Source organism: Cereibacter sediminicola, from assembly GCF_007668225.1.
Taxonomy (GTDB): domain Bacteria; phylum Pseudomonadota; class Alphaproteobacteria; order Rhodobacterales; family Rhodobacteraceae; genus Cereibacter_A; species Cereibacter_A azotoformans.
Genome location: NZ_VDEK01000001.1, coordinates 16,478 through 34,006 on the forward strand (window position 1 = coordinate 16,478; position 17,529 = coordinate 34,006).

The 17,529-nt window shown below is 70.2% G+C and carries 16 protein-coding genes; 8 read left to right on the top strand and 8 right to left on the bottom strand.

Going from position 1 to position 17,529, the window contains the following annotated elements; all coding sequences use genetic code 11:
* Positions 1 to 6 precede the first annotated feature (6 nt).
* From FG154_RS00100 to FG154_RS00110, 3 genes are all read right to left on the bottom strand, one after another.
* Positions 7 to 549, bottom strand: coding sequence for an RSP_2648 family PIN domain-containing protein (locus FG154_RS00100; protein ID WP_145103013.1), 543 nt, complete (start codon positions 547 to 549; stop codon positions 7 to 9).
* Positions 546 to 1,736: an RSP_2647 family RNA methyltransferase gene (locus FG154_RS00105; protein ID WP_145103017.1), complete on the bottom strand. Its 1,191-nt coding sequence runs from the start codon at positions 1,734 to 1,736 to the stop codon at positions 546 to 548. The genes FG154_RS00100 and FG154_RS00105 overlap by 4 nt, the downstream gene beginning before the upstream one ends.
* Before the next feature lie 149 nt (positions 1,737 to 1,885).
* The gene (locus FG154_RS00110) at positions 1,886 to 2,059 is read right to left on the bottom strand and encodes an RSP_7527 family protein (protein WP_085996557.1); all 174 of its coding nucleotides are present in this window, start codon (positions 2,057 to 2,059) and stop codon (positions 1,886 to 1,888) included.
* A gap of 281 nt (positions 2,060 to 2,340) precedes the next feature.
* Here FG154_RS00110 and edd point away from each other — a divergent pair, with 281 nt between their 5' ends.
* Positions 2,341 to 4,146, top strand: a complete 1,806-nt coding sequence (gene edd, locus FG154_RS00115; RefSeq protein WP_145103020.1) for a phosphogluconate dehydratase — start codon at positions 2,341 to 2,343, stop codon at positions 4,144 to 4,146.
* Between the two features lie 258 nt (positions 4,147 to 4,404).
* Complete coding sequence (gene eda / locus FG154_RS00120) at positions 4,405 to 5,043, top strand: bifunctional 4-hydroxy-2-oxoglutarate aldolase/2-dehydro-3-deoxy-phosphogluconate aldolase (RefSeq protein WP_145103022.1); 639 nt, start codon at positions 4,405 to 4,407, stop codon at positions 5,041 to 5,043.
* A gap of 28 nt (positions 5,044 to 5,071) precedes the next feature.
* On the opposite strand, the gene FG154_RS00125 is transcribed toward eda, so the two are convergent.
* Together FG154_RS00125 and FG154_RS00130 are read right to left on the bottom strand one after the other, a co-directional pair.
* On the bottom strand, positions 5,072 to 5,341 hold the full coding sequence (locus FG154_RS00125; RefSeq protein ID WP_145103025.1) for a hypothetical protein: 270 nt from the start codon (positions 5,339 to 5,341) through the stop codon (positions 5,072 to 5,074).
* On the bottom strand, positions 5,328 to 8,141 hold the full coding sequence (locus tag FG154_RS00130; RefSeq protein WP_484051825.1) for a [protein-PII] uridylyltransferase family protein: 2,814 nt from the start codon (positions 8,139 to 8,141) through the stop codon (positions 5,328 to 5,330). Before FG154_RS00130 ends, FG154_RS00125 begins: the two co-directional genes overlap by 14 nt.
* 255 nt (positions 8,142 to 8,396) lie before the next feature.
* Here FG154_RS00130 and FG154_RS00135 point away from each other — a divergent pair, with 255 nt between their 5' ends.
* From FG154_RS00135 to ilvN, 6 genes are all read left to right on the top strand, one after another.
* Positions 8,397 to 8,807, top strand: a complete 411-nt coding sequence (locus FG154_RS00135; protein WP_145103030.1) for a DUF2852 domain-containing protein — start codon at positions 8,397 to 8,399, stop codon at positions 8,805 to 8,807.
* A 75-nt stretch (positions 8,808 to 8,882) separates the two neighbouring features.
* Positions 8,883 to 9,335, top strand: a complete 453-nt coding sequence (locus FG154_RS00140; protein ID WP_011908214.1) for an RDD family protein — start codon at positions 8,883 to 8,885, stop codon at positions 9,333 to 9,335.
* A 102-nt stretch (positions 9,336 to 9,437) separates the two neighbouring features.
* Positions 9,438 to 10,280 (top strand): arginyltransferase, encoded by an 843-nt coding sequence (locus FG154_RS00145; protein ID WP_145103034.1) that lies wholly within the window; start codon positions 9,438 to 9,440, stop codon positions 10,278 to 10,280.
* A gap of 184 nt (positions 10,281 to 10,464) precedes the next feature.
* Positions 10,465 to 11,379: a calcium/sodium antiporter gene (locus FG154_RS00150; RefSeq protein ID WP_145103037.1), complete on the top strand. Its 915-nt coding sequence runs from the start codon at positions 10,465 to 10,467 to the stop codon at positions 11,377 to 11,379.
* 306 nt (positions 11,380 to 11,685) lie between these two features.
* Entirely contained in the window at positions 11,686 to 13,440 is a 1,755-nt protein-coding gene (locus tag FG154_RS00155) for an acetolactate synthase 3 large subunit (protein WP_011908211.1), read from the top strand.
* 82 nt (positions 13,441 to 13,522) lie between these two features.
* Positions 13,523 to 14,083: an acetolactate synthase small subunit gene (gene ilvN, locus FG154_RS00160; protein ID WP_145103040.1), complete on the top strand. Its 561-nt coding sequence runs from the start codon at positions 13,523 to 13,525 to the stop codon at positions 14,081 to 14,083.
* A gap of 45 nt (positions 14,084 to 14,128) precedes the next feature.
* Here the strand turns inward: ilvN and FG154_RS00165 are convergent, their stop codons facing one another.
* The 3 genes from FG154_RS00165 to FG154_RS00175 all read right to left on the bottom strand — a co-directional run bounded on the left by FG154_RS00165 (position 14,129) and on the right by FG154_RS00175 (position 17,392).
* On the bottom strand, positions 14,129 to 14,905 hold the full coding sequence (locus FG154_RS00165) for an enoyl-CoA hydratase-related protein (RefSeq protein ID WP_145103043.1): 777 nt from the start codon (positions 14,903 to 14,905) through the stop codon (positions 14,129 to 14,131).
* A gap of 64 nt (positions 14,906 to 14,969) precedes the next feature.
* The gene (locus tag FG154_RS00170; RefSeq protein WP_145103046.1) at positions 14,970 to 15,425 is read right to left on the bottom strand and encodes a cytochrome c-type biogenesis protein; all 456 of its coding nucleotides are present in this window, start codon (positions 15,423 to 15,425) and stop codon (positions 14,970 to 14,972) included.
* Positions 15,422 to 17,392, bottom strand: a complete 1,971-nt coding sequence (locus FG154_RS00175) for a heme lyase CcmF/NrfE family subunit (protein ID WP_145103049.1) — start codon at positions 17,390 to 17,392, stop codon at positions 15,422 to 15,424. The genes FG154_RS00170 and FG154_RS00175 overlap by 4 nt, the downstream gene beginning before the upstream one ends.
* Positions 17,393 to 17,529 lie beyond the last annotated feature (137 nt).

Genomic DNA, 17,529 nt, shown 5'->3' on the forward strand with positions numbered 1-17,529 from the left:
CCCGCCTCAGGCCTGCAGCGCCTTGGCCAGCCGCGGCAGGCGGGCGCGCTTGAGCAGCCCTTTCAGCGCCACCGGCGCGCCCGAGATCGCCTCGGCGCGGGCGCGTGTCTCCTCCACCGCGTCCGCCACCGCCTCGGGATGGAAGGACCAGAGTTCCCACAGGAAGCCGTCCGGGTCGCGCCGCGCGAGCCCCTCGGCCGCCAGCGTGCCGCGGGGAAAATCGGCGGCGTTGAAGGTCAGGATGGCGTCGGCATGGCCGCCGATCGCCACCGCGAGCACATGGATGTCGCCCTCATCCGGCAGGTGAAGGCGCGACTCGAGGCCCGGCTGGTGCGGGACCGTGGCGGCGGGAAAGGCCGCCCGCACCGCCGCCACCTCGCCCCGCGCCTGCACCTCGGCCAGCGGCCCGAGGCGCCGCGTGGCCCGCGCCCATTCCTCGAGGATGCGCTCGGACCAGAGTGGCACGAACAGCCCCCGCGTCGCGCAGCCCAGCAGGATCTCGCGCAGCACCGTCGGGAACAGCACGCAGGCGTCGAGGACGACCCTCACCCGTCGAGCCGGAAGAACAGCGACTTGAGATAGCCGGATTCGGCCAGTTGCGGCAGGATCGGGTGGTCGGGCCCGGCAAAGCCCGTGTGGATCAGCTGCGCCCGCCGCCCGCCGCGCCCGATGCCGCGGGCCGAGGCGTTGCGGAAGGCCGCAAGATCGGCCGCGTGCGAGCAGGAGCAGAGGACGAGATAGCCCCCCGGCGCCACCAGGGGCGCGGCCAGCCGCGCCAGCCGCTCGTAGGCGCGCAGCCCCGCCTCGAGCGCGGGTTTGGCCGGTGCGAAGGCCGGCGGGTCGCAGATCACCAGATCGAACCGCGCCCCGTCCGCGCCAAGCGCCTCGAGCACCTGAAAGGCGTCGCCCTGCCGCGTCTCGAACCGCTCGCCCAGCCCTGCAAGCTTCGCCCCGGCCTCGGCCAGCGCGAGCGCGGGGCCCGAGGCGTCCACCGCCAGCGCCCGTTCGGCGCCGCCGGCGAGCGCGGCCAGCGCGAAACCTCCGACATGGGTGAAGACATCGAGGACCGAGCCGCCGCGGCCCAGACGCGCCGCGAAGGCATGGTTCGGCCGCTGGTCGTAGAAGAGGCCGGTCTTCTGCCCGCCCGTGAGATCGGCCATGTAGGTGGCGCCATTCATCGGCACCGGAACCGGCGCCGAGAGGCCGCCGCGCAGCACGACCGTCTCTTCGGGCAGCCCTTCGAGGCCCCTCGACCGCCCGGTGCCGTTCTTCACCACGGTCGTGACGCCCGTGACGCGGACGAGCGCCTCCTCGAGCGCCGGCAGATGCGCCTCGGCCCAGGCCGCGTTGGGCTGGATCACCGCCGCCTCGCCGAACCGATCGATGACAATGCCGGGCAACCCGTCCGCCTCGGCATGAACGAGCCGGTAGAAGGGCTGGTCGAAAAGACGCTCACGCAGCGCGAGCGCCCGGTCGAGCCGTGCGGCGAACCAGTCCGCATCGACCTCCGCCTCGGGATCGCGGTCGAGCATCCGTGCGATGATCTTCGAGCCGACATTGACCGTGACGAGGCCCAGTGCCCGCCGCTCGGAATCCTCGAGCACGGCCAGCGTGCCGGGCGCCAGCGCCTGCGTGCGGCGGTCGGTCACAAGCTCGTCGGCATAGACCCAGGGAAAGCCGTGACGGATGGCGCGGGCCTCGGCCTTGGGGCGCAGGCGGACGGTGGGACGGGTCATCGGGGGCTTCCGCTGTTGGGGTTGCCCTTCCTCTACCCGCTTTGGTGCCGAGGGAAAAGGCTCGGGCCAAAGAAGAAGGGCCCGAGTTTCCACCCGAGCCCCTCCTGCCCCTGCGAGCCTCGGCCCGCCCGTCGCGCGCTGCGCGATCGTCAGTGCGCCCGCGCCATGCGGCGGCCAAAGCCCGCGAGCCGCCGACGCAGGCCGCTGCCGAGGGCGTGAAGCCCCTCGCGGATCGCCTCGTTGCGCAGCCGGCGCGCGTGGTATTCGATCGCCACGTGATCGATCACATAATCCTGCATGTCGTATCCGTTCATCCGGGTCATGGAGCCACTCCTTCTGTCCAGCCCTCCCCTGCGGCCAACCTAACCCCTCCGGCCCGCACGCACATCCTCCCGTTGAGAAGATCCGTCATGCGTCCAGCGCAGATCGGACAACCGTGCTGACCCATCTTGTCGCAGGCCATCCGGTCGCAAGGAATGGAGGGCTGGGCCCTTCCCCTCGGCCGACGATTGAGCTAGTTAGCGCTAACAAACAGCCCTTCCGCACGCAGCCACGGCCGGCCGCGGTTCCGCCGCGCCGTCGTCTCAGCCATCGAGGCCGCCGCATGACCCTGAACGCCACCGTCGCCCGCGTCACCGACCGCATCCGCGCCCGCTCGCAGGCCACCCGCAGCGCCTATCTCGAGCGCATGGGCAAAGCGGCCGAGGAGGGCCCGGTCAGGGCGCATCTGACCTGCGGCAACCAGGCCCATGCCTATGCGGCGATGGGCGAGGACAAGGAGACGCTCGCCGCCGGCCGCGCCCCGAACCTCGGGATCGTGACGGCCTACAACGACATGCTGTCCGCCCACCAGCCCTACGAGGATTACCCCCGGCTCATCCGGGCCGCCGCACGCCGCGTCGGGGCCACGGCCCAGGTGGCGGGCGGGGTGCCGGCCATGTGCGACGGCGTCACGCAGGGCCAGCCGGGGATGGAACTCTCGCTCTTCTCGCGCGACGTCATCGCGCTGGCGGCGGGCGTCTCGCTCTCGCACAACTGCTACGATGCGGCGCTCTTCCTCGGGATCTGCGACAAGATCGTGCCCGGCCTCGTGATGGCCGCGGCGACCTTCGGACACATCCCGGCGGTCTTCGTGCCGGGCGGCCCCATGACCTCGGGCCTGCCCAACGACGAGAAGTCGCGCGTGCGCAACCGGTTCGCCACCGGCGAGGTGGGGCGTGACGAGCTGATGGCGGCCGAGATGGCCTCGTACCACGGCCCCGGCACCTGCACCTTCTACGGCACGGCCAACACCAACCAGATGCTGATGGAATTCATGGGGCTGCACCTGCCGGGGGCGAGCTTCGTCAACCCCGGCACGCCGCTGCGCGAGGCGCTGACGGTGGCGGCGGTCGAACGCGCAGCCGGGATCACGGCGCTCGGCAACGACTACCGCCCGGTGGCGCAGATCCTTGATGAGCGCGCCTTCGTGAACGGGCTCGTGGGGCTGATGGCGACGGGGGGATCGACCAACCTCGTGCTGCACCTGCCCGCCATGGCGCGGGCGGCGGGCGTGATCCTCGATCTGGAGGATTTCGCCGACATCTCCGAGGTCGTGCCGCTGATGGCCAAGGTCTATCCGAACGGCATGGCGGACGTGAACCATTTCCACGCGGCGGGAGGGCTGCCCTACATGATCGGCCAGCTCCTCGACGCGGGGCTTCTGCACGAGGATGTGCAGACGGTCGCGGGCGACGGGCTCTCGCACTACCGCCAGGAGCCCGTGCTCGGCGAGGAGGGCCTCGTCTGGCGCGCGGGCCCCGCGGCCTCGCAGAACGACCGCATCCTGCGCCCGGCGCACGATCCGTTCCAGCCGTCGGGCGGGTTGCGCCAGCTGTCGGGCAACCTCGGGCGCGGCGTGATGAAGGTCTCGGCCGTGGCGCCCGACCGGCAGGCGATCGAGGCTCCCGCGCGCATCTTTCGCGATCAGGAGGCCGTCAAGGCGGCCTTCAGGGCCGGCGAATTCACCTCGGATGTTGTGGTGGTGGTCCGCTTCCAGGGCCCGCGCGCAAACGGGATGCCCGAGCTCCATTCGCTGACACCCGTGCTCTCGGTCCTCCAGGACCGGGGCCTGCGCGTGGCTCTGGTCACCGACGGGCGCATGTCGGGCGCCTCGGGCAAGGTGCCGTCCGCGATCCATGTCTCGCCCGAGGCCGCAATGGGCGGTCCCCTCGCCAGGCTCCGGGACGGAGACCGGGTGCGCGTCGATGCCACCACGGGTCGGCTCGACGTGCTGGCGGAAGGGTTCGAGGACCGCGCTCCCGCGGCCGCCGACCTCTCCGCTTCGGCCCACGGGATCGGACGCGAACTCTTCGCCGCCTTCCGCGCTACCGTCGGCTCCTCGATCGAGGGGGCGGCCGTGGTCGTCTGACCGCCCGCCCGGATCCACTGCCGGAGCCTCCGGCGGGGATATTTTAACCAGAATGAAAGGAAGTCCCGGCATTCTGCAGAAGCGGTACAGGCGGGGACGCCGATGACCGCCGAGAGTGAAAGCGCCCCGCTTCCCCGGCTCGGCCGCCCGAGGCGGGGCGCCGCTCTGCCTCCTCTCCTTGCCCTTTCATTCTCGCTCAAATATCCCCGCCGGAGGCTCCTCCGCCTGCCCCCAGAGCCTCCGCCGAAAGGAAGTGACATGACCCCCGCCGAACAAAGCCGCCTTGCCCTCGAGATCTGCCGTCGCGCCCCGGTGGTCCCGGTACTGGTGATCGAGGACCTTTCCCATGCCCGGCCGCTTGCCGAGGCGCTGGTGGCGGGTGGCCTGCCCGCGCTCGAGGTGACGCTGCGCACGCCGGTCGCGCTCGAGGCGATCCGCGTCATGGCCGAGGTCGAGGGTGGCATCGTCGGCGCGGGCACGCTGCTCACGCCGGCCGACGTGGCCGCCGCCCGGGCTGCGGGCGCGCGCTTCGGCGTCTCGCCGGGCGCCACGGATCGTCTGCTCGACGCCTGCGCGGTCGAGGGGCTGCCGCTCCTTCCCGGGGCGGCGACGGCGACCGAGGTTATGGCGCTGTTCGAGCGCGGCTACAGCGTGCAAAAGTTCTTCCCCGCCGAGACCTCGGGAGGGGCTGCGGCGATCAAGGCGCTTGGCGGCCCGCTTTCGCAGGTCAGCTTCTGCCCGACGGGCGGCATCGGCCTCGGCAATGCGCGTGACTACCTGGCGCTTGGCAATGTCGTCTGCGTCGGCGGCAGCTGGGTGGCGCCGAAGGCGATGATGGCCAGCGGCGACTGGGCCGGCATCACCCGGCTCGCGCAGGAAGCGGCCGCGCTACGCTGATCCTCCCGCTGCGGAGACGAGGGCCGGATCAGCCCTCGGCCACTCGCGCGGAGCGGCCTCCGCGGCGCTGCGGGCGCGGGGCGGCGGCCAGGCCTGCCGAGAGCACCTCGCTCATCGGGTGGTCGGGCCGTCCGGCGGCATAGGCCTCAAGCAGCGTCCGCAGGGCCTCTTGCACCTCATGCGAGGGCAGGCTCAGCGCCCAGTCGACGAAGATCGAGCGGCATTCGCCCATGCTGATGCCCTCGATCGCATAGCTCTCGCGCACGAGGCCCTTGGGGTCGGCTTCATCCAGCTGCACGGTCGCCCTCTCCTTCCTGGTTGTTTCCGGCCGGTCCGAGCCGCGCGTCGATCCGCAGCGCGGCCTCGGCCACATGTGTCTGAAGCCGCGCCAGCAGCGCCTCGGCCGAGGGGGCCTCGACCTCGCGCAGCAGGAAGGCCTGTCCGCCCTCCCCCAGCGCGCCGAAATCGACCGGCGCCTCGGACAGCAGCCGCGAGCCGGCCTGAAGCCGCCAGCACAGACGGTAGGCGGCAAGAAGCGCGCTCTCGTCGGCCGCCGAGAGGAAGCCGGTCCGCACTCCCGCCCGCAGTTGCTGTTCCACGCGCCGGGCCGGATCCCCCGCCAGAAGCGCCGCCGTCTGGGCCAGCAGTTCGATGTCCATGATCCGGCCGGCGCCGTTCTTGGCCTCCCACGGGCCGCTCGGCGGTTTGGCCTCCGCAAGCCGCCGCCGCATGTCGGCCACGTCGGGCAGGACCCGTGCCGGAACCGCCTTCTCGGCCAGGATCTCGCGCCGGAGCGCCTCGATCTCGCCCACCAGCCCCGGATCGCCGGCCAGCGTCCGCGCGCGGGTCAGGGCCAGATGCTCCCATGTCCAGGCCTCGTCGCGCTGGTAGCTGCGAAACGACTCGAGCGCCGTCGCCACCGGACCCTGACGGCCGGAGGGGCGCAGGCGCATGTCCACCTCATAGAGCCGGCCCTCGGCCATCGGCGCGGTCAGCGCCGTCACAAGGGCCTGCGTCAGGCGCGCGAAATAGGGCCGCGCGCCGAGGGGCCGTGGGCCGATGCTCTCCTCCTGCCCCTGCGCGTCGTGGATCACGATCAGGTCGAGATCCGAGCCGGCGTTGAGCCGCCCTGCCCCGAGGCTGCCCATCCCGAGCACCACCGCGCCGCGCCCCGGCGCCGGCCCGTGCTTGCGGGCGAATTCCTCGGAGACAATCGGCCAGAGCGCTACCACCACCGCCTCGGCCAGATCGGCATATTGCTTGGCCGCCTCAAAGGCGTCGATCAGGCCGCGCAGGTGATGCACGCCGACGCGGAAATGCCACTCCTTCATCCACCGCCGGGCCGCATCGAGCCGCCGTTCGTAATCCGGCACCGCCGCAAGTTTGTCGGCCAGTTCCCGCGTGAGGCTCTGCGTGCCGGGCCAGTGGGTGAAGAACCCCCCGCCGATGACCGCATCCAGCACCGCCGCATTGCGCGACAGGTAGCGGGCGAGCTTGGGGGACGTGGCGCAGATGTCGGCGATCAGGTCCACGAGCGGCGGGTTCGCGTCGAAGAGCGCGAAAATCTGCACGCCCGCCGGCAATCCGCCCAGGAAGCCGTCGAAGGCGGCCAGGGCCTCGTCCGAATTGGCCGCGCGGCCGAGGCTTTTGAGGATCTGCGGGCGCAGCCGGTTGAAGATCGCCACCGCCCGCTGCGAGCGGAGGGCCGGATAGCTCGCCCAGCCCTCGACGATCTCGCGCGCATGGGCCGACAGTTCGGGCCCGTCCTCGGCCTGTCCCGGTGCGAAGAAGCCTTCAGTCAGCCGGTCCACCCGCTCGAGCCGATCGCGCAGCGCGGCGCGGAACGCCTCGGGCGCAAGGCCGCAGAAGGCGGCGATCCGGTCCACCCCCTCCGGCGTGGCGGGCATCGTGTGGGTCTGGGCGTCCTGCACCATCTGCAGCCGGTGCTCGACCTCGCGGTGGGCGCGGTAATGATCGGTCAACTCTTCGGCCACGTCGGACGGGATCCATCCCGCGGCCGAAAGGGCTCGCAGTCCTCCCACCGTCGTCCGGTCGCGCAGGCTCGGGTCGCGGCCGCCGGCGATCAGCTGGCGGGTCTGGGTGAAGAACTCGATCTCGCGGATGCCGCCGACCCCGAGCTTCATGTCGTGCCCCTCGATCACCACCGGCCCGTGCAGGCCGCGATGGTCGCGGATGCGCAGCCGCATGTCATGGGCATCCTGGATTGCCACGAAATCGAGATGCTTGCGCCAGACGAAGGGCACCAGCGCCTTTAGGAACCGATCCCCCGCGGCAAGGTCCCCGCCGCAGGGACGCGCCTTGATGTAGGCCGCCCGCTCCCAAGTGCGGCCCACGCTTTCATAGTAGCTTTCGGCCGCGGCCATCGAGAGGCAGACGGGCGTCACCGCCGCATCGGGGCGCAGGCGCAGGTCGGTGCGGAAGACGTAACCCTCGGCCGTGAGGTCCGACAGCAGCGCCGTCATCCGGCGCGTGACGCGGATGAAGGAGGCCCGCGCCTCCTGCTCCTCGCCCGGATAGCGGGTCTCGTCGAACAGGCAGACGAGATCGATGTCCGAGGAATAGTTCAGCTCGCCCGCGCCCATCTTGCCCATCGCGAGCGCCACCATGCCCCCGGCCGTCCCGGCATCCTCGGGGCGCGCGCCGGGCAGCTTGCCGCGCCGGATCTCGTCCGCCACCAGCCGCCGGATCGCAAGGTCGGTCGCCCGGTCGGCCAGCCGCGTCAGCGCGCCCGTCACCCTTTCGAGCGGCCAGACGCCTCCGACATCGGCCAGCGCCGTCAGAAGCGCGGTGCGGCGCTTGGCGATGCGGAGCCCGTCGCCGAGCCCCGCCAGCGGCAGATCCCCGAGCGGATCGAGAATCGCGTCGAGCGCGGCCTCGGGCGGCTGCGAGAGCGCGGGGCGCAGCCAGTCGGCCTCGCGCACCATCAGCCCGCGCAGGAACGGGCTACATCCCGCCGTGGCGGAGAGGAGGCCGGCCAGCTCTGGCCCGAGGTCGGCGAAGCTGCAGGCGATGTCGGCCGCGGGTTCGGGCTCGTAGGGCAAGGGCTGGCGGGTGATGCGCGCGGCGAAATCTGTCATGGCGGCGAGCATGGCGGGCGGCCGGTGCGGGGTCAACGGCCCCGCACGCCGCAAAGGTCGCAGGAGGCGATCTGCGGCACGGGCGGCACGACGGCCCGGGGCGCGCGCTTGGCCGAAGTGGCGGGAGACCCGCCCGCCAGGGCAAAATGTAAAAACCCTTAACATCGCCCCTTGCGCGCGGGCGCCGAGCCCCCATCTCTAGCCATGTGAAAGAGCTTCACATCCACCGCCACCCTGTGCTGACGGAGACTGCCCATGATACCCGCCACCGCCCGCGCCGGCATCGCCTCGTGGCCCGCCCGCGCCGAAGCCTGGCTTGACGAACGGGGCCGCCCGGCCTGGATCGCCGCCATGGTCCTGGGCTTCATCGCCTTCTGGCCCGTAGGCCTTGCCCTTCTCGCCTACATGATCTGGAGCAAACGCATGTTCAGCCGGTCCTGCGGCGCGCGCCGCGCCATGTCCCGCCACGTCGCCTGGAACAGCACCGGCAACGCCGCGTTCGACGCCTACAAGGCCGACACGCTCCGGCGGCTCGAGGAAGAGCAGATCGCCTTCGAATCCTTCCTCCAGCGCCTGCGCGAGGCCAAGGACAAGCAGGAGTTCGACGCCTTCATGGACGAGCGGTCCCGCACCGCCTCGAGGCCCGCGGCCGACGCCGACGCCTGAGGCGGGCCATCCGGCCGAGACACCATCGGAACGGCCTCCCACGGGGGGCCGCTCCTGCCACGAGAGGACGCCTTGATGAGCCACAGCTGGACCGATCCCCTGCCCGATCCCGACCGCCACGCCGAGTTCTACGCCGACGTGCCACTCAAGCGCGGGCTGGCGTGGGTGGTGGACATGTTCCTGATTGCCCTGATCACGGCGCTGATCGTGCCCTTCACGGCCTTCACGGCGCTGTTCTACCTGCCTGTCCTGTTCCTCTGCGTGGGCTTTGCCTATCGGACCGTCACGCTGGCGCGCAGTTCGGCCACGCCCGGGATGCGGCTGATGGCGATCGGGCTGCGCACCCACCGGGGCGAGCCGCTGGGCCTGCCCGAGGCCTTCCTGCACACGCTGGGCTACACGGTCTCGGTCAGCATGGTGCTGCCCCAGATCGTATCGGTCGTGCTGATGCTGACGACGGCGCGGGCGCAGGGGCTGACCGATCATCTCTTGGGCACCGTCGCCCTCAACCGGGCGGCCGGAGACTGACGGCGGGCGATCGCGCATCCGCACGGTCGGGGCGACACGAGGGATCTTGGCTCGGCCCGGCCACCTTGCTAACGTATCCGGCAGTCCAGCGAAGAGCCGCCCATGCGCCACACGCTCCCCATCGCGCCGCAGTTCTATGTGACGGCTCCGCAATCCTGCCCCTATCTCGAGGGGCGGCTGGAGCGGAAGCTGTTCACGGCCCTGCAGGGCGAACATGCGCAGAAGCTGAACGACACCCTGTCCAAGCAGGGCTTTCGCCGGTCGCAGAACGTGCTCTACCGCCCGTCCTGCGCGGAATGTTCGGCCTGCCTCTCCGCCCGCATCCGCGTGGCGGATTTCGAGCCGTCGCGCACGCAGCGCCGGGTGCTGAAGCGCAACGCGGACCTGCGCCGCAATGCCACCAGCCCCTGGGCGACCGAGGATCAGTATGCGCTGTTCCGGCGCTATCTCGACGACCGGCACGCGGACGGCGGGATGGCCGACATGGACATCTTCGAGTTCGCGGCGATGATCGAGGAGACGCCGATCCGCTCGCGCGTGATCGAATATTCGCGCCCCGGTGAAGAGGGCCGGACCCGGCCGCTGTCGGCCGTGTGCCTGACCGACATCTTCGACGACGGGCTGAGCATGGTCTATTCCTTCTACGACCCCGACATGGCGGACAGGTCGCTGGGAACCCATGTGATCCTCGACCATATCGAGATCGCCCGCGAGGCGGGGCTGCCCTACGTCTATCTCGGCTACTGGGTGCCGGGCAGCCGCAAGATGGGCTACAAGGCCAATTTCTCGGCGCTGGAGATCTACAAGGGCGGGCGCTGGCAGGACATCGGCCATCCCTCGGACCACCGGGCCGAGCTTCATCCGCTGTCGGTCGATCCGATCGCCGAGCAGGTGGCCCGGATCAGCCTGCCCGAGGCCCGATCCGGCGACCGCATCCGCGACTGACGCCACCCGGCGCAGGCGCGGCCCCGTGGCGTGGGCCGTGCGGAGCAACCCGCCCGGCGGGGCGCTCCTCATCCGCTTGACCGCAAGGCTCCGGCGATCACGCCACGTCTGGAACATTCCCGCCTGAATCCCCTTGCAAATCCTGCCGCCGCGCCCAACTGGGGCCGGAGCAGAGGAGTGCATCTTGGTCTATATCCTGTTTGTCCTGGGGCTGCTGGGCCTCTTCTTCGGTGGGGAATATCTCGTCAGGGGGGCGGCGAATGTGGCCCGGGCCTACCGGATCAGCCCCATGGTGATCGGCCTTACGATCGTGGGCTTCGGCACCTCGACCCCGGAACTGCTCGTGTCGCTGAACGCCGCCCTGAACGGCGCCCCGGCCATCGCGGTCGGCAACGTCCTGGGCTCGAACATCGCGAACGTCCTGCTGATCCTCGGGCTGACGGCGCTGGTCTATCCGGTAATGATCGACGCACGCCGCGTCTGGCGGGATCTGGCCTTCATGATCCTGGGGGTGGCGCTCCTGTGGCTCATGCTGCTGGGAGACGGGCTTTCGCGGCTCGAGTCGGCCGTGCTTGTGGCGGCGCTGGCGGGCTTCCTCCTGTCGTCGTTCCTGAACGGCAAGCAAGAGGAAGAGGCCGATCCCGAGGGGCTGATGCCGGTCTGGAAATCGGCGCTGGTCACGCTGGGGGGCCTCGTGGTGCTGATGGTGGGGGCCCGGCTGCTGGTGGACAGCTCGACCCAGATCGCGCGCTCGTTCGGCATCTCCGAGGCGGTGATCGGCCTTACCGTCGTCGCGGTCGGCACCTCGCTGCCCGAACTGGCCACCTCGCTCATCGCGGCCTGGCGGCGGCATTCCGAGATCGCGGTCGGCAACGTCATCGGATCGAACATCTTCAACGTGCTGGGCATCCTGGGAATCACCGGCCTCGTGCTGCCGATCACCGGGCTCGACCCGCGCTTCGTGCGCGAGGACATGCCGTGGGTGATGGGCACGGGCCTGCTGCTGGTGCTGTTCGCCGCCGTGCTGAAGGGGGTGCCGCGCTGGGCCGGCGGGCTGCTTCTGGCCGCCTACGCCCTTTATGTGGCGCTGATGCTCTGACACGGGGACAGCCCGTTTGCGGTTGTTTCGCGGGCCCCCGCAATCCGCGAAACAAATGTGCGGCTTTCGCGCCCGCTGCGACACTTTCTTCGCGGTTTTGCCATTGACGGGGGTCCGGGCACCGCCTAGTGTCCGGCCCGATCGCAACGGAGGCCCGGGATGCCTGGTGTCGTACTTCTTGTAGGAAAGCTGCGCATGGGCCGGTGACGGTTGACCATAATCGGTTCCCATGCGCCCCCGAGTGAAACCGGGGGCTTTTTGTTGCGCGGATCGCGCGGCCCCAGCGGCCGAAGGATGGAGAGAGAGATGACCGAGGTGATGAGCGGCGCGCGGATGGTGGTCCAGGCCCTGAAGGATCAGGGCGTGGACACGGTGTTCGGCTACCCGGGCGGCGCGGTGCTGCCGATCTACGACGAGATCTTCCAGCAGAACGACATCCGCCACATCCTCGTGCGGCACGAACAGGGCGCGGTCCACATGGCCGAGGGCTACGCCCGCTCGACCGGCAAGCCCGGCGTCGTCCTCGTCACCTCGGGCCCCGGCGCCACGAACGCCGTCACGGGGCTTGTCGATGCGCTGATGGATTCGATCCCGCTCGTCGTGCTCTCGGGCCAGGTTCCGACCTTCATGATCGGCACGGACGGCTTTCAGGAGGCCGATACGGTCGGCATCACCCGCCCCTGCACCAAGCACAACTGGCTGGTGAAGGACACGGCGAAGCTGGCCGAGACGATCCACCAGGCCTTCCACGTCGCCACCCACGGCCGTCCGGGGCCGGTGCTGGTCGATATTCCGAAGGACGTCCAGTTCGCCACGGCCGAGTACTCCCCGCCGCAGAAGGCGCGGGTCGATCACTACCAGCCGAAGGTGAAGGGCGATCTGGAGGCGATCACCCGCCTGGTCGAGATGATCGAGACCGCGGAACGCCCGGTCTTCTACACCGGCGGCGGCGTGATCAACTCGGGCTCCGCGGCCAGCCAGCTGCTGCGCGAGCTGGTGGATGCGACGGGCTTTCCGATCACCTCGACGCTGATGGGGCTGGGCGCCTACCCCGCTTCCGGCAAGGGCTGGCTGGGGATGCTGGGGATGCATGGCCTTTATGAGGCAAACCTCGCCATGCACGGCTGCGACCTGATGATCAACGTGGGCGCGCGCTTTGACGACCGGATCACCGGCCGGGTCAAGGATTTCTCGCCCTTCTCGAAGAAGGTCCATATCGACATCGACCCCTCCTCGATCAACAAGGTGATCCGGGTGGACGTGCCGATCGTGGGCGACGTGGGCCATGTGCTCGAGGACGCGCTGCGGCTGTGGAAATCGCGCGGGCGGAAGGTGAACAAGGAGGCGCTGGCCGCCTGGTGGAAGCAGATCGCCGAATGGAAGGCGGTGAACTGCCTCGATTTCCAGAACTCGTCGAAGCTCATCAAGCCGCAGCACGCGCTGCAACGGCTCGAGGCGCTGACGAAGGGGATGGACCGCTACATCGCGACCGAGGTCGGCCAGCACCAGATGTGGGCGGCGCAGTTCCTCGGCTTCGAGGGCCCGAACCGCTGGATGACGAGCGGTGGCCTCGGGACCATGGGCTACGGCCTGCCGGCCTCGATCGGGGTGCAGGTGGCGCATCCCGAGGCGCTGGTGATCAACATTGCGGGCGACGCCTCCTTCCTGATGAACATGCAGGAGATCGGCACCGCGATGCAGTTCCGCCTGCCGGTCAAGCAGTTCATCCTGAACAACGAACGCCTCGGCATGGTGCGCCAGTGGCAGCAGCTCCTGCATGGGGAACGCTACTCGCAGAGCTGGAGCGAGAGCCTGCCCGACTTCGTGAAGCTGGCCGAGGCCTTCGGCGCCAAGGGCATCCGCTGCGACGATCCCGCGGATCTGGACGATGCGATCCGCGAGATGATCGCCTACGACGGGCCAGTGGTGTTCGACTGCCTTGTCGAGAAGCATGAGAACTGCTTCCCGATGATCCCCTCGGGGCGGCCGCACAACGAGATGCTGCTGGGCGATGCCGAGACCGAGGGCGCCATCGGCGCCAAGGGCGCGGTGCTTGTCTGAACCGGCGGAAGCGGGGGCTGCCTGCCCCCGCACCCCCGGGGATATTTCTGCGAGAATGAAACAGGATCAGGGAGACGGACGCATGGCGCCGCTCAACATCAAGCAGGGTTCGACCCGGCACTCGGCCTACGATCTTCGCGACCCCCACGGAGAGGTGATCGAGCAGCACACGCTCGCCCTTGTGGTGGACAACGAGAGCGGGGTTCTCGCGCGGGTGATCGGGCTCTTCTCGGGCCGGGGCTACAATATCGAGAGCCTGACGGTGGCCGAGGTGGACCACACCGGGCATCGCAGCCGAATCACCATCGTCACGCGCGGGACGCCCGGCGTGATCGACCAGATCAAGGCGCAGCTTGCGCGGCTGGTGCCGGTGCATGAGGTGCATGACCTGACGGTCGAGGGTCCCTCGGTGCAGCGGGAGCTGGCGCTGTTCAAGGTTTCGGGCAAGGGCGAGTCGCGGATCGAGGCGCTGCGGCTGGCCGAGATCTTCCGCGCCAAGGTGGTGGATTCGACGCTGGAGAGCTTCGTCTTCGAGATCACCGGCACGCCCGAGAAGATCGACGCGTTGGCCGATCTGATGCGCCCGCTGGGGCTGCGCGAGATGGCGCGGACGGGCGTCGCGGCCCTCTCGCGCGGGGTCTGACGCGCGCGGGGGCCGGCCCGGGCGCGGGTCCGGGCCGGTGCCGCGTCAGCGGCCGGTGAAGCGCGCGGGGCGCTTTTCGAGGAAGGCCGTCACCCCTTCGAGAAAGTCCGCCGAGGCGCCGCAGGCGCCCTGGAGCCGCGCCTCGAGCGCGAGTTGCTCTTCGAACCCGTTTCCGAAGCTCGCACGCAGCGCCTGTTTCAGCGCACCGTAGGCCCTGGTCGGCCCCTCGGCCAGATGGGTGGCGCGTGCCTGCCAATGGGCCTCGAAGGTCTCATCGGGCACGGCCTCGTAGATCATGCCCCAGCCGGCGGCCTCGGTGGCGGGGATTGCGTCGGCAAAGAGTGCGGCCCCCATCGCGCGGGCGAGGCCGATCTGGCGCGGCAGCGTCCAGGTTCCGCCCGCGTCCGGGATCAGCCCGATCCGCGTGAAGGCCTGGATGAAGCGCGCGCTCTCGGCGGCGATCACCACGTCGCAGGCGAGCGCAAGGTTGGCGCCGGCCCCGGCCGCCACTCCGTTCACCGCGGCGAGGGTCGGCACCGGGCAGTCGGCGATGGCCCGCAGCAGCGGCTCGTATTCCTCGCGCAGGATGCGCTCGAAGTCGGGGATCCCAAGCCCGCGCGCATCGCCCAGATCCTGGCCCGAGCAGAAGCCCCGCCCCTCGCCCGTCAGCACGAGAACCCGCGCGCGGGGCGCGGTGTCGGTGACGGCATGGAGCAGTTCCTCGCGCATCCGGCTCGAGAGCGCGTTCATCACCTCGGGCCGCGCGAGCGTGATCTGCGCGATGCCCGCGCGCTCTTCGACCCTGATCGTCCGGTAGTCCATCCTGTGCCTCCCCTTTGGCGGCCAGCATAGCCGGCCGCCCGGGGCGCGGAAGCGCGACGGCGCGTCAGTCCTTCAGGATTTCCGCAAGCCGGGCCCTCTCCTCGTCCGAGAGGGCGGCGGCCGCGGGCTCGGGCGCGGCGCGGCGGCGGCGAAGGTAGAGCGCGGCAAGCCCCAGCCCACCCACGAGCATCGCAGGGCCCGCGATCCAGAGGATCAGGTTCGCGCCGCCCGTCGTGGGGTTCAGCAGCACATATTCACCGTAGCGATCCACCACGAAATCGACCACCTCGGCGTCCGTGTCGCCCGCCTCGAGCCGTTCGCGCACCAGAAGCCGCAGGTCGCGGGCCAGCTCGGCGTTTGAATCGTCGATGTTCTCGTTCCGGCAGACAAGGCAGCGCAGCCCCTGCGAGATGTCACGCGCCCGCGACTCGAGCGCCGGATCGGCGAGGATCTCGTCGGGCTGCACCGCAAGGGCGGGCGTGGCGAGCAGCCCCGCCAGAAGGAGCGCAGCGACCCTCATTCCGCGGCCACCGCGACAGGCGTACGGCGCGCGCCGGCGGCGATGCGGTAGCGGCGGTCCGTCAGGCTCAGAAGCCCGCCGAGCGCCATGAGCATCGAGCCGCCCCAGATCCAGTTGGCGAAGGGCTTGATGTAGCTGCGCACCGCGTAGCCGCCGCCCTCCTGCGCGTCGCCGATCACCAGATAGAGGTCGCGGGTGAAGCCATAGTCGATCGCGGCCTCGGTCGTGGGCATGGCGGCCACCGGATAGCTGCGCTTTTCGGGGTGGAGCGTCGCGACCTCGCGCCCGTCGCGGGTCACGCGGAAGTCGGCCATGATCGAGGCGTAGTTCGGGCCCTCGACCTCGCGCACGCCCTCGAGCGTGATGCTGTAGGCGTTGAGGGTGAAGCTCTCGCCCGGGCGCATCACGCGGATATCCTCGACCTGCCAGGCGGTGATGCCCGCCACGGCGAAGATCGTGACGCCGAGACCGGCGTGGGCGGTGGCCTTGCCCCAGTCGGCGCGCGGCAGCCGCGAGATGCGCCGCAGACGGCTGGCCAGATGGCCGCGGCCGGTCCGGCCCCAGAGATCGACGATCGCCCCCAGCACGAGCCAGGTGCCCAGCGCCAGACCCACCGGCCCCAGCGCGGAACGGCCGGTCTGCATCGCGAAGACCAGCCCGCCGAGCGCCACCGATAGCACGAGCGCCCCCCAGAGCGGCCGCATCGCCCGGCCGGGCTGCGCGCGTTTCCACGGCAGCACGGCGGCGAGCGGCAGCACGAGTGCGATCACCACCATGAAGGGCGTGAAGGCCGCATTGAAGAAGGGCGCCCCGACCGACAGCTTGCGGTCCCACAGAAGCTCGGCCACCAAGGGCCAGATCGTGCCGATGAACACCACGAAACAGGCCACGGTGAGGAGGACGTTGTTCAGCACCAGACCGGACTCGCGGCTGACGATGCCGAACACGCCCTTGGCCTCCATGGCGCTTGCGCGGGCGGCAAAGAGCGTCAGCGCGCCGCCCATGAAGACGGCCAGGATCAGCAGGATGAAGACCCCGCGCTCGGGATCATTGGCGAAGGCATGGACCGAGGTGATCACGCCCGAGCGCACGATGAAGGTGCCGATCAGCGAGAAGCCGAAGGCCAGGATCGCCAGAAGGATCGTCCAGCTTTTCAGCGCCTCGCGCTTTTCGACCACGATGGCCGAATGGAGCAGCGCCGCCGCGATCAGCCAGGGCATGAACGAGGCGTTCTCGACCGGGTCCCAGAACCAGAACCCGCCCCAGCCCAGCTCGTAATAGGCCCACCAGGAGCCGAGCGCGATGCCGATGGTCAGGAACACCCAGGCCGCCAGCGTCCAGGGCCGCACCCAGCGCCCCCAGGCGGCGTCCACCCGCCCCTCGATCAGCGCGGCGACCGCGAAGGAGAAGGCCATCGAGAGCCCGACATAGCCAAGGTAGAGGAAGGGCGGATGGAAGGCGAGGCCCGGATCCTGCAGGAGCGGGTTCAGGTCCTGTCCGTCGAAGGGCGGCTCGCCGAGGCGCAGGAACGGGTTCGAGGTGAAGAGCAGGAAGGCAAGGAAGGCCGCGCCGATCATCCCCTGCACCGCCAGCACCCGCGCCTTCAGCGTCGGCGGCAGGTTCTGCCCGAAGGCCGCGGCACAGGCGCCGAACAACGCGAGGATCAGCACCCACAAGAGCAGCGAGCCCTCGTGGTTTCCCCAGACGCCGCTGATCTTGTAGAGCATCGGCTTCAGCGTGTGCGAGTTGAGCACGACCAGCCTCACCGAGAAGTCGGAGGTGACGAAGGCCCAGGTCAGCGCGGCGAAGCTGAACCCGATCAGCAGCAGCTGGGTCATGGCGGCGGGCTCGGCCACGGCCATCCAGCCGGACCAGCGTTTGTGCGCCCCCACGAGCGGCACGAAGGATTGCACGAGGGCGACGCCCAGTGACAGCACCAGCGCGAAATGGCCGAGTTCAACGATCATGCGGTCACCCTCCCGAAGTCGGGGGAAACCTTAGCGGGATCCGGCGCGGGCTTCCATGCCTGACGGACCGCTCCCGCCTTTTTGATGGGCGGCGTGAGGAGCCGCGCCGGGCGCGATTGCGGCGGCGAAGGCTTGCG

Bases quoted from the DNA above. Each gene is read 5' to 3' on its own strand.
- FG154_RS00105 (WP_145103017.1), bottom strand. From the start codon at position 1,736: ATGACCCGTCCCACCGTCCGCCTGCGCCCCAAGGCCGAGGCCCGCGCC.
- FG154_RS00110 (WP_085996557.1), bottom strand. From the start codon at position 2,059: ATGACCCGGATGAACGGATACGACATGCAGGATTATGTGATCGATCAC.
- edd (WP_145103020.1), top strand. From the start codon at position 2,341: ATGACCCTGAACGCCACCGTCGCCCGCGTCACCGACCGCATCCGCGCC.
- eda (WP_145103022.1), top strand. From the start codon at position 4,405: ATGACCCCCGCCGAACAAAGCCGCCTTGCCCTCGAGATCTGCCGTCGC.
- FG154_RS00130 (WP_484051825.1), bottom strand. From the start codon at position 8,141: ATGACAGATTTCGCCGCGCGCATCACCCGCCAGCCCTTGCCCTACGAG.
- FG154_RS00135 (WP_145103030.1), top strand. From the start codon at position 8,397: ATGATACCCGCCACCGCCCGCGCCGGCATCGCCTCGTGGCCCGCCCGC.
- FG154_RS00140 (WP_011908214.1), top strand. From the start codon at position 8,883: ATGAGCCACAGCTGGACCGATCCCCTGCCCGATCCCGACCGCCACGCC.
- FG154_RS00145 (WP_145103034.1), top strand. From the start codon at position 9,438: ATGCGCCACACGCTCCCCATCGCGCCGCAGTTCTATGTGACGGCTCCG.
- FG154_RS00155 (WP_011908211.1), top strand. From the start codon at position 11,686: ATGACCGAGGTGATGAGCGGCGCGCGGATGGTGGTCCAGGCCCTGAAG.
- ilvN (WP_145103040.1), top strand. From the start codon at position 13,523: ATGGCGCCGCTCAACATCAAGCAGGGTTCGACCCGGCACTCGGCCTAC.
- FG154_RS00165 (WP_145103043.1), bottom strand. From the start codon at position 14,905: ATGGACTACCGGACGATCAGGGTCGAAGAGCGCGCGGGCATCGCGCAG.
- FG154_RS00170 (WP_145103046.1), bottom strand. From the start codon at position 15,425: ATGAGGGTCGCTGCGCTCCTTCTGGCGGGGCTGCTCGCCACGCCCGCC.
- FG154_RS00175 (WP_145103049.1), bottom strand. From the start codon at position 17,392: ATGATCGTTGAACTCGGCCATTTCGCGCTGGTGCTGTCACTGGGCGTC.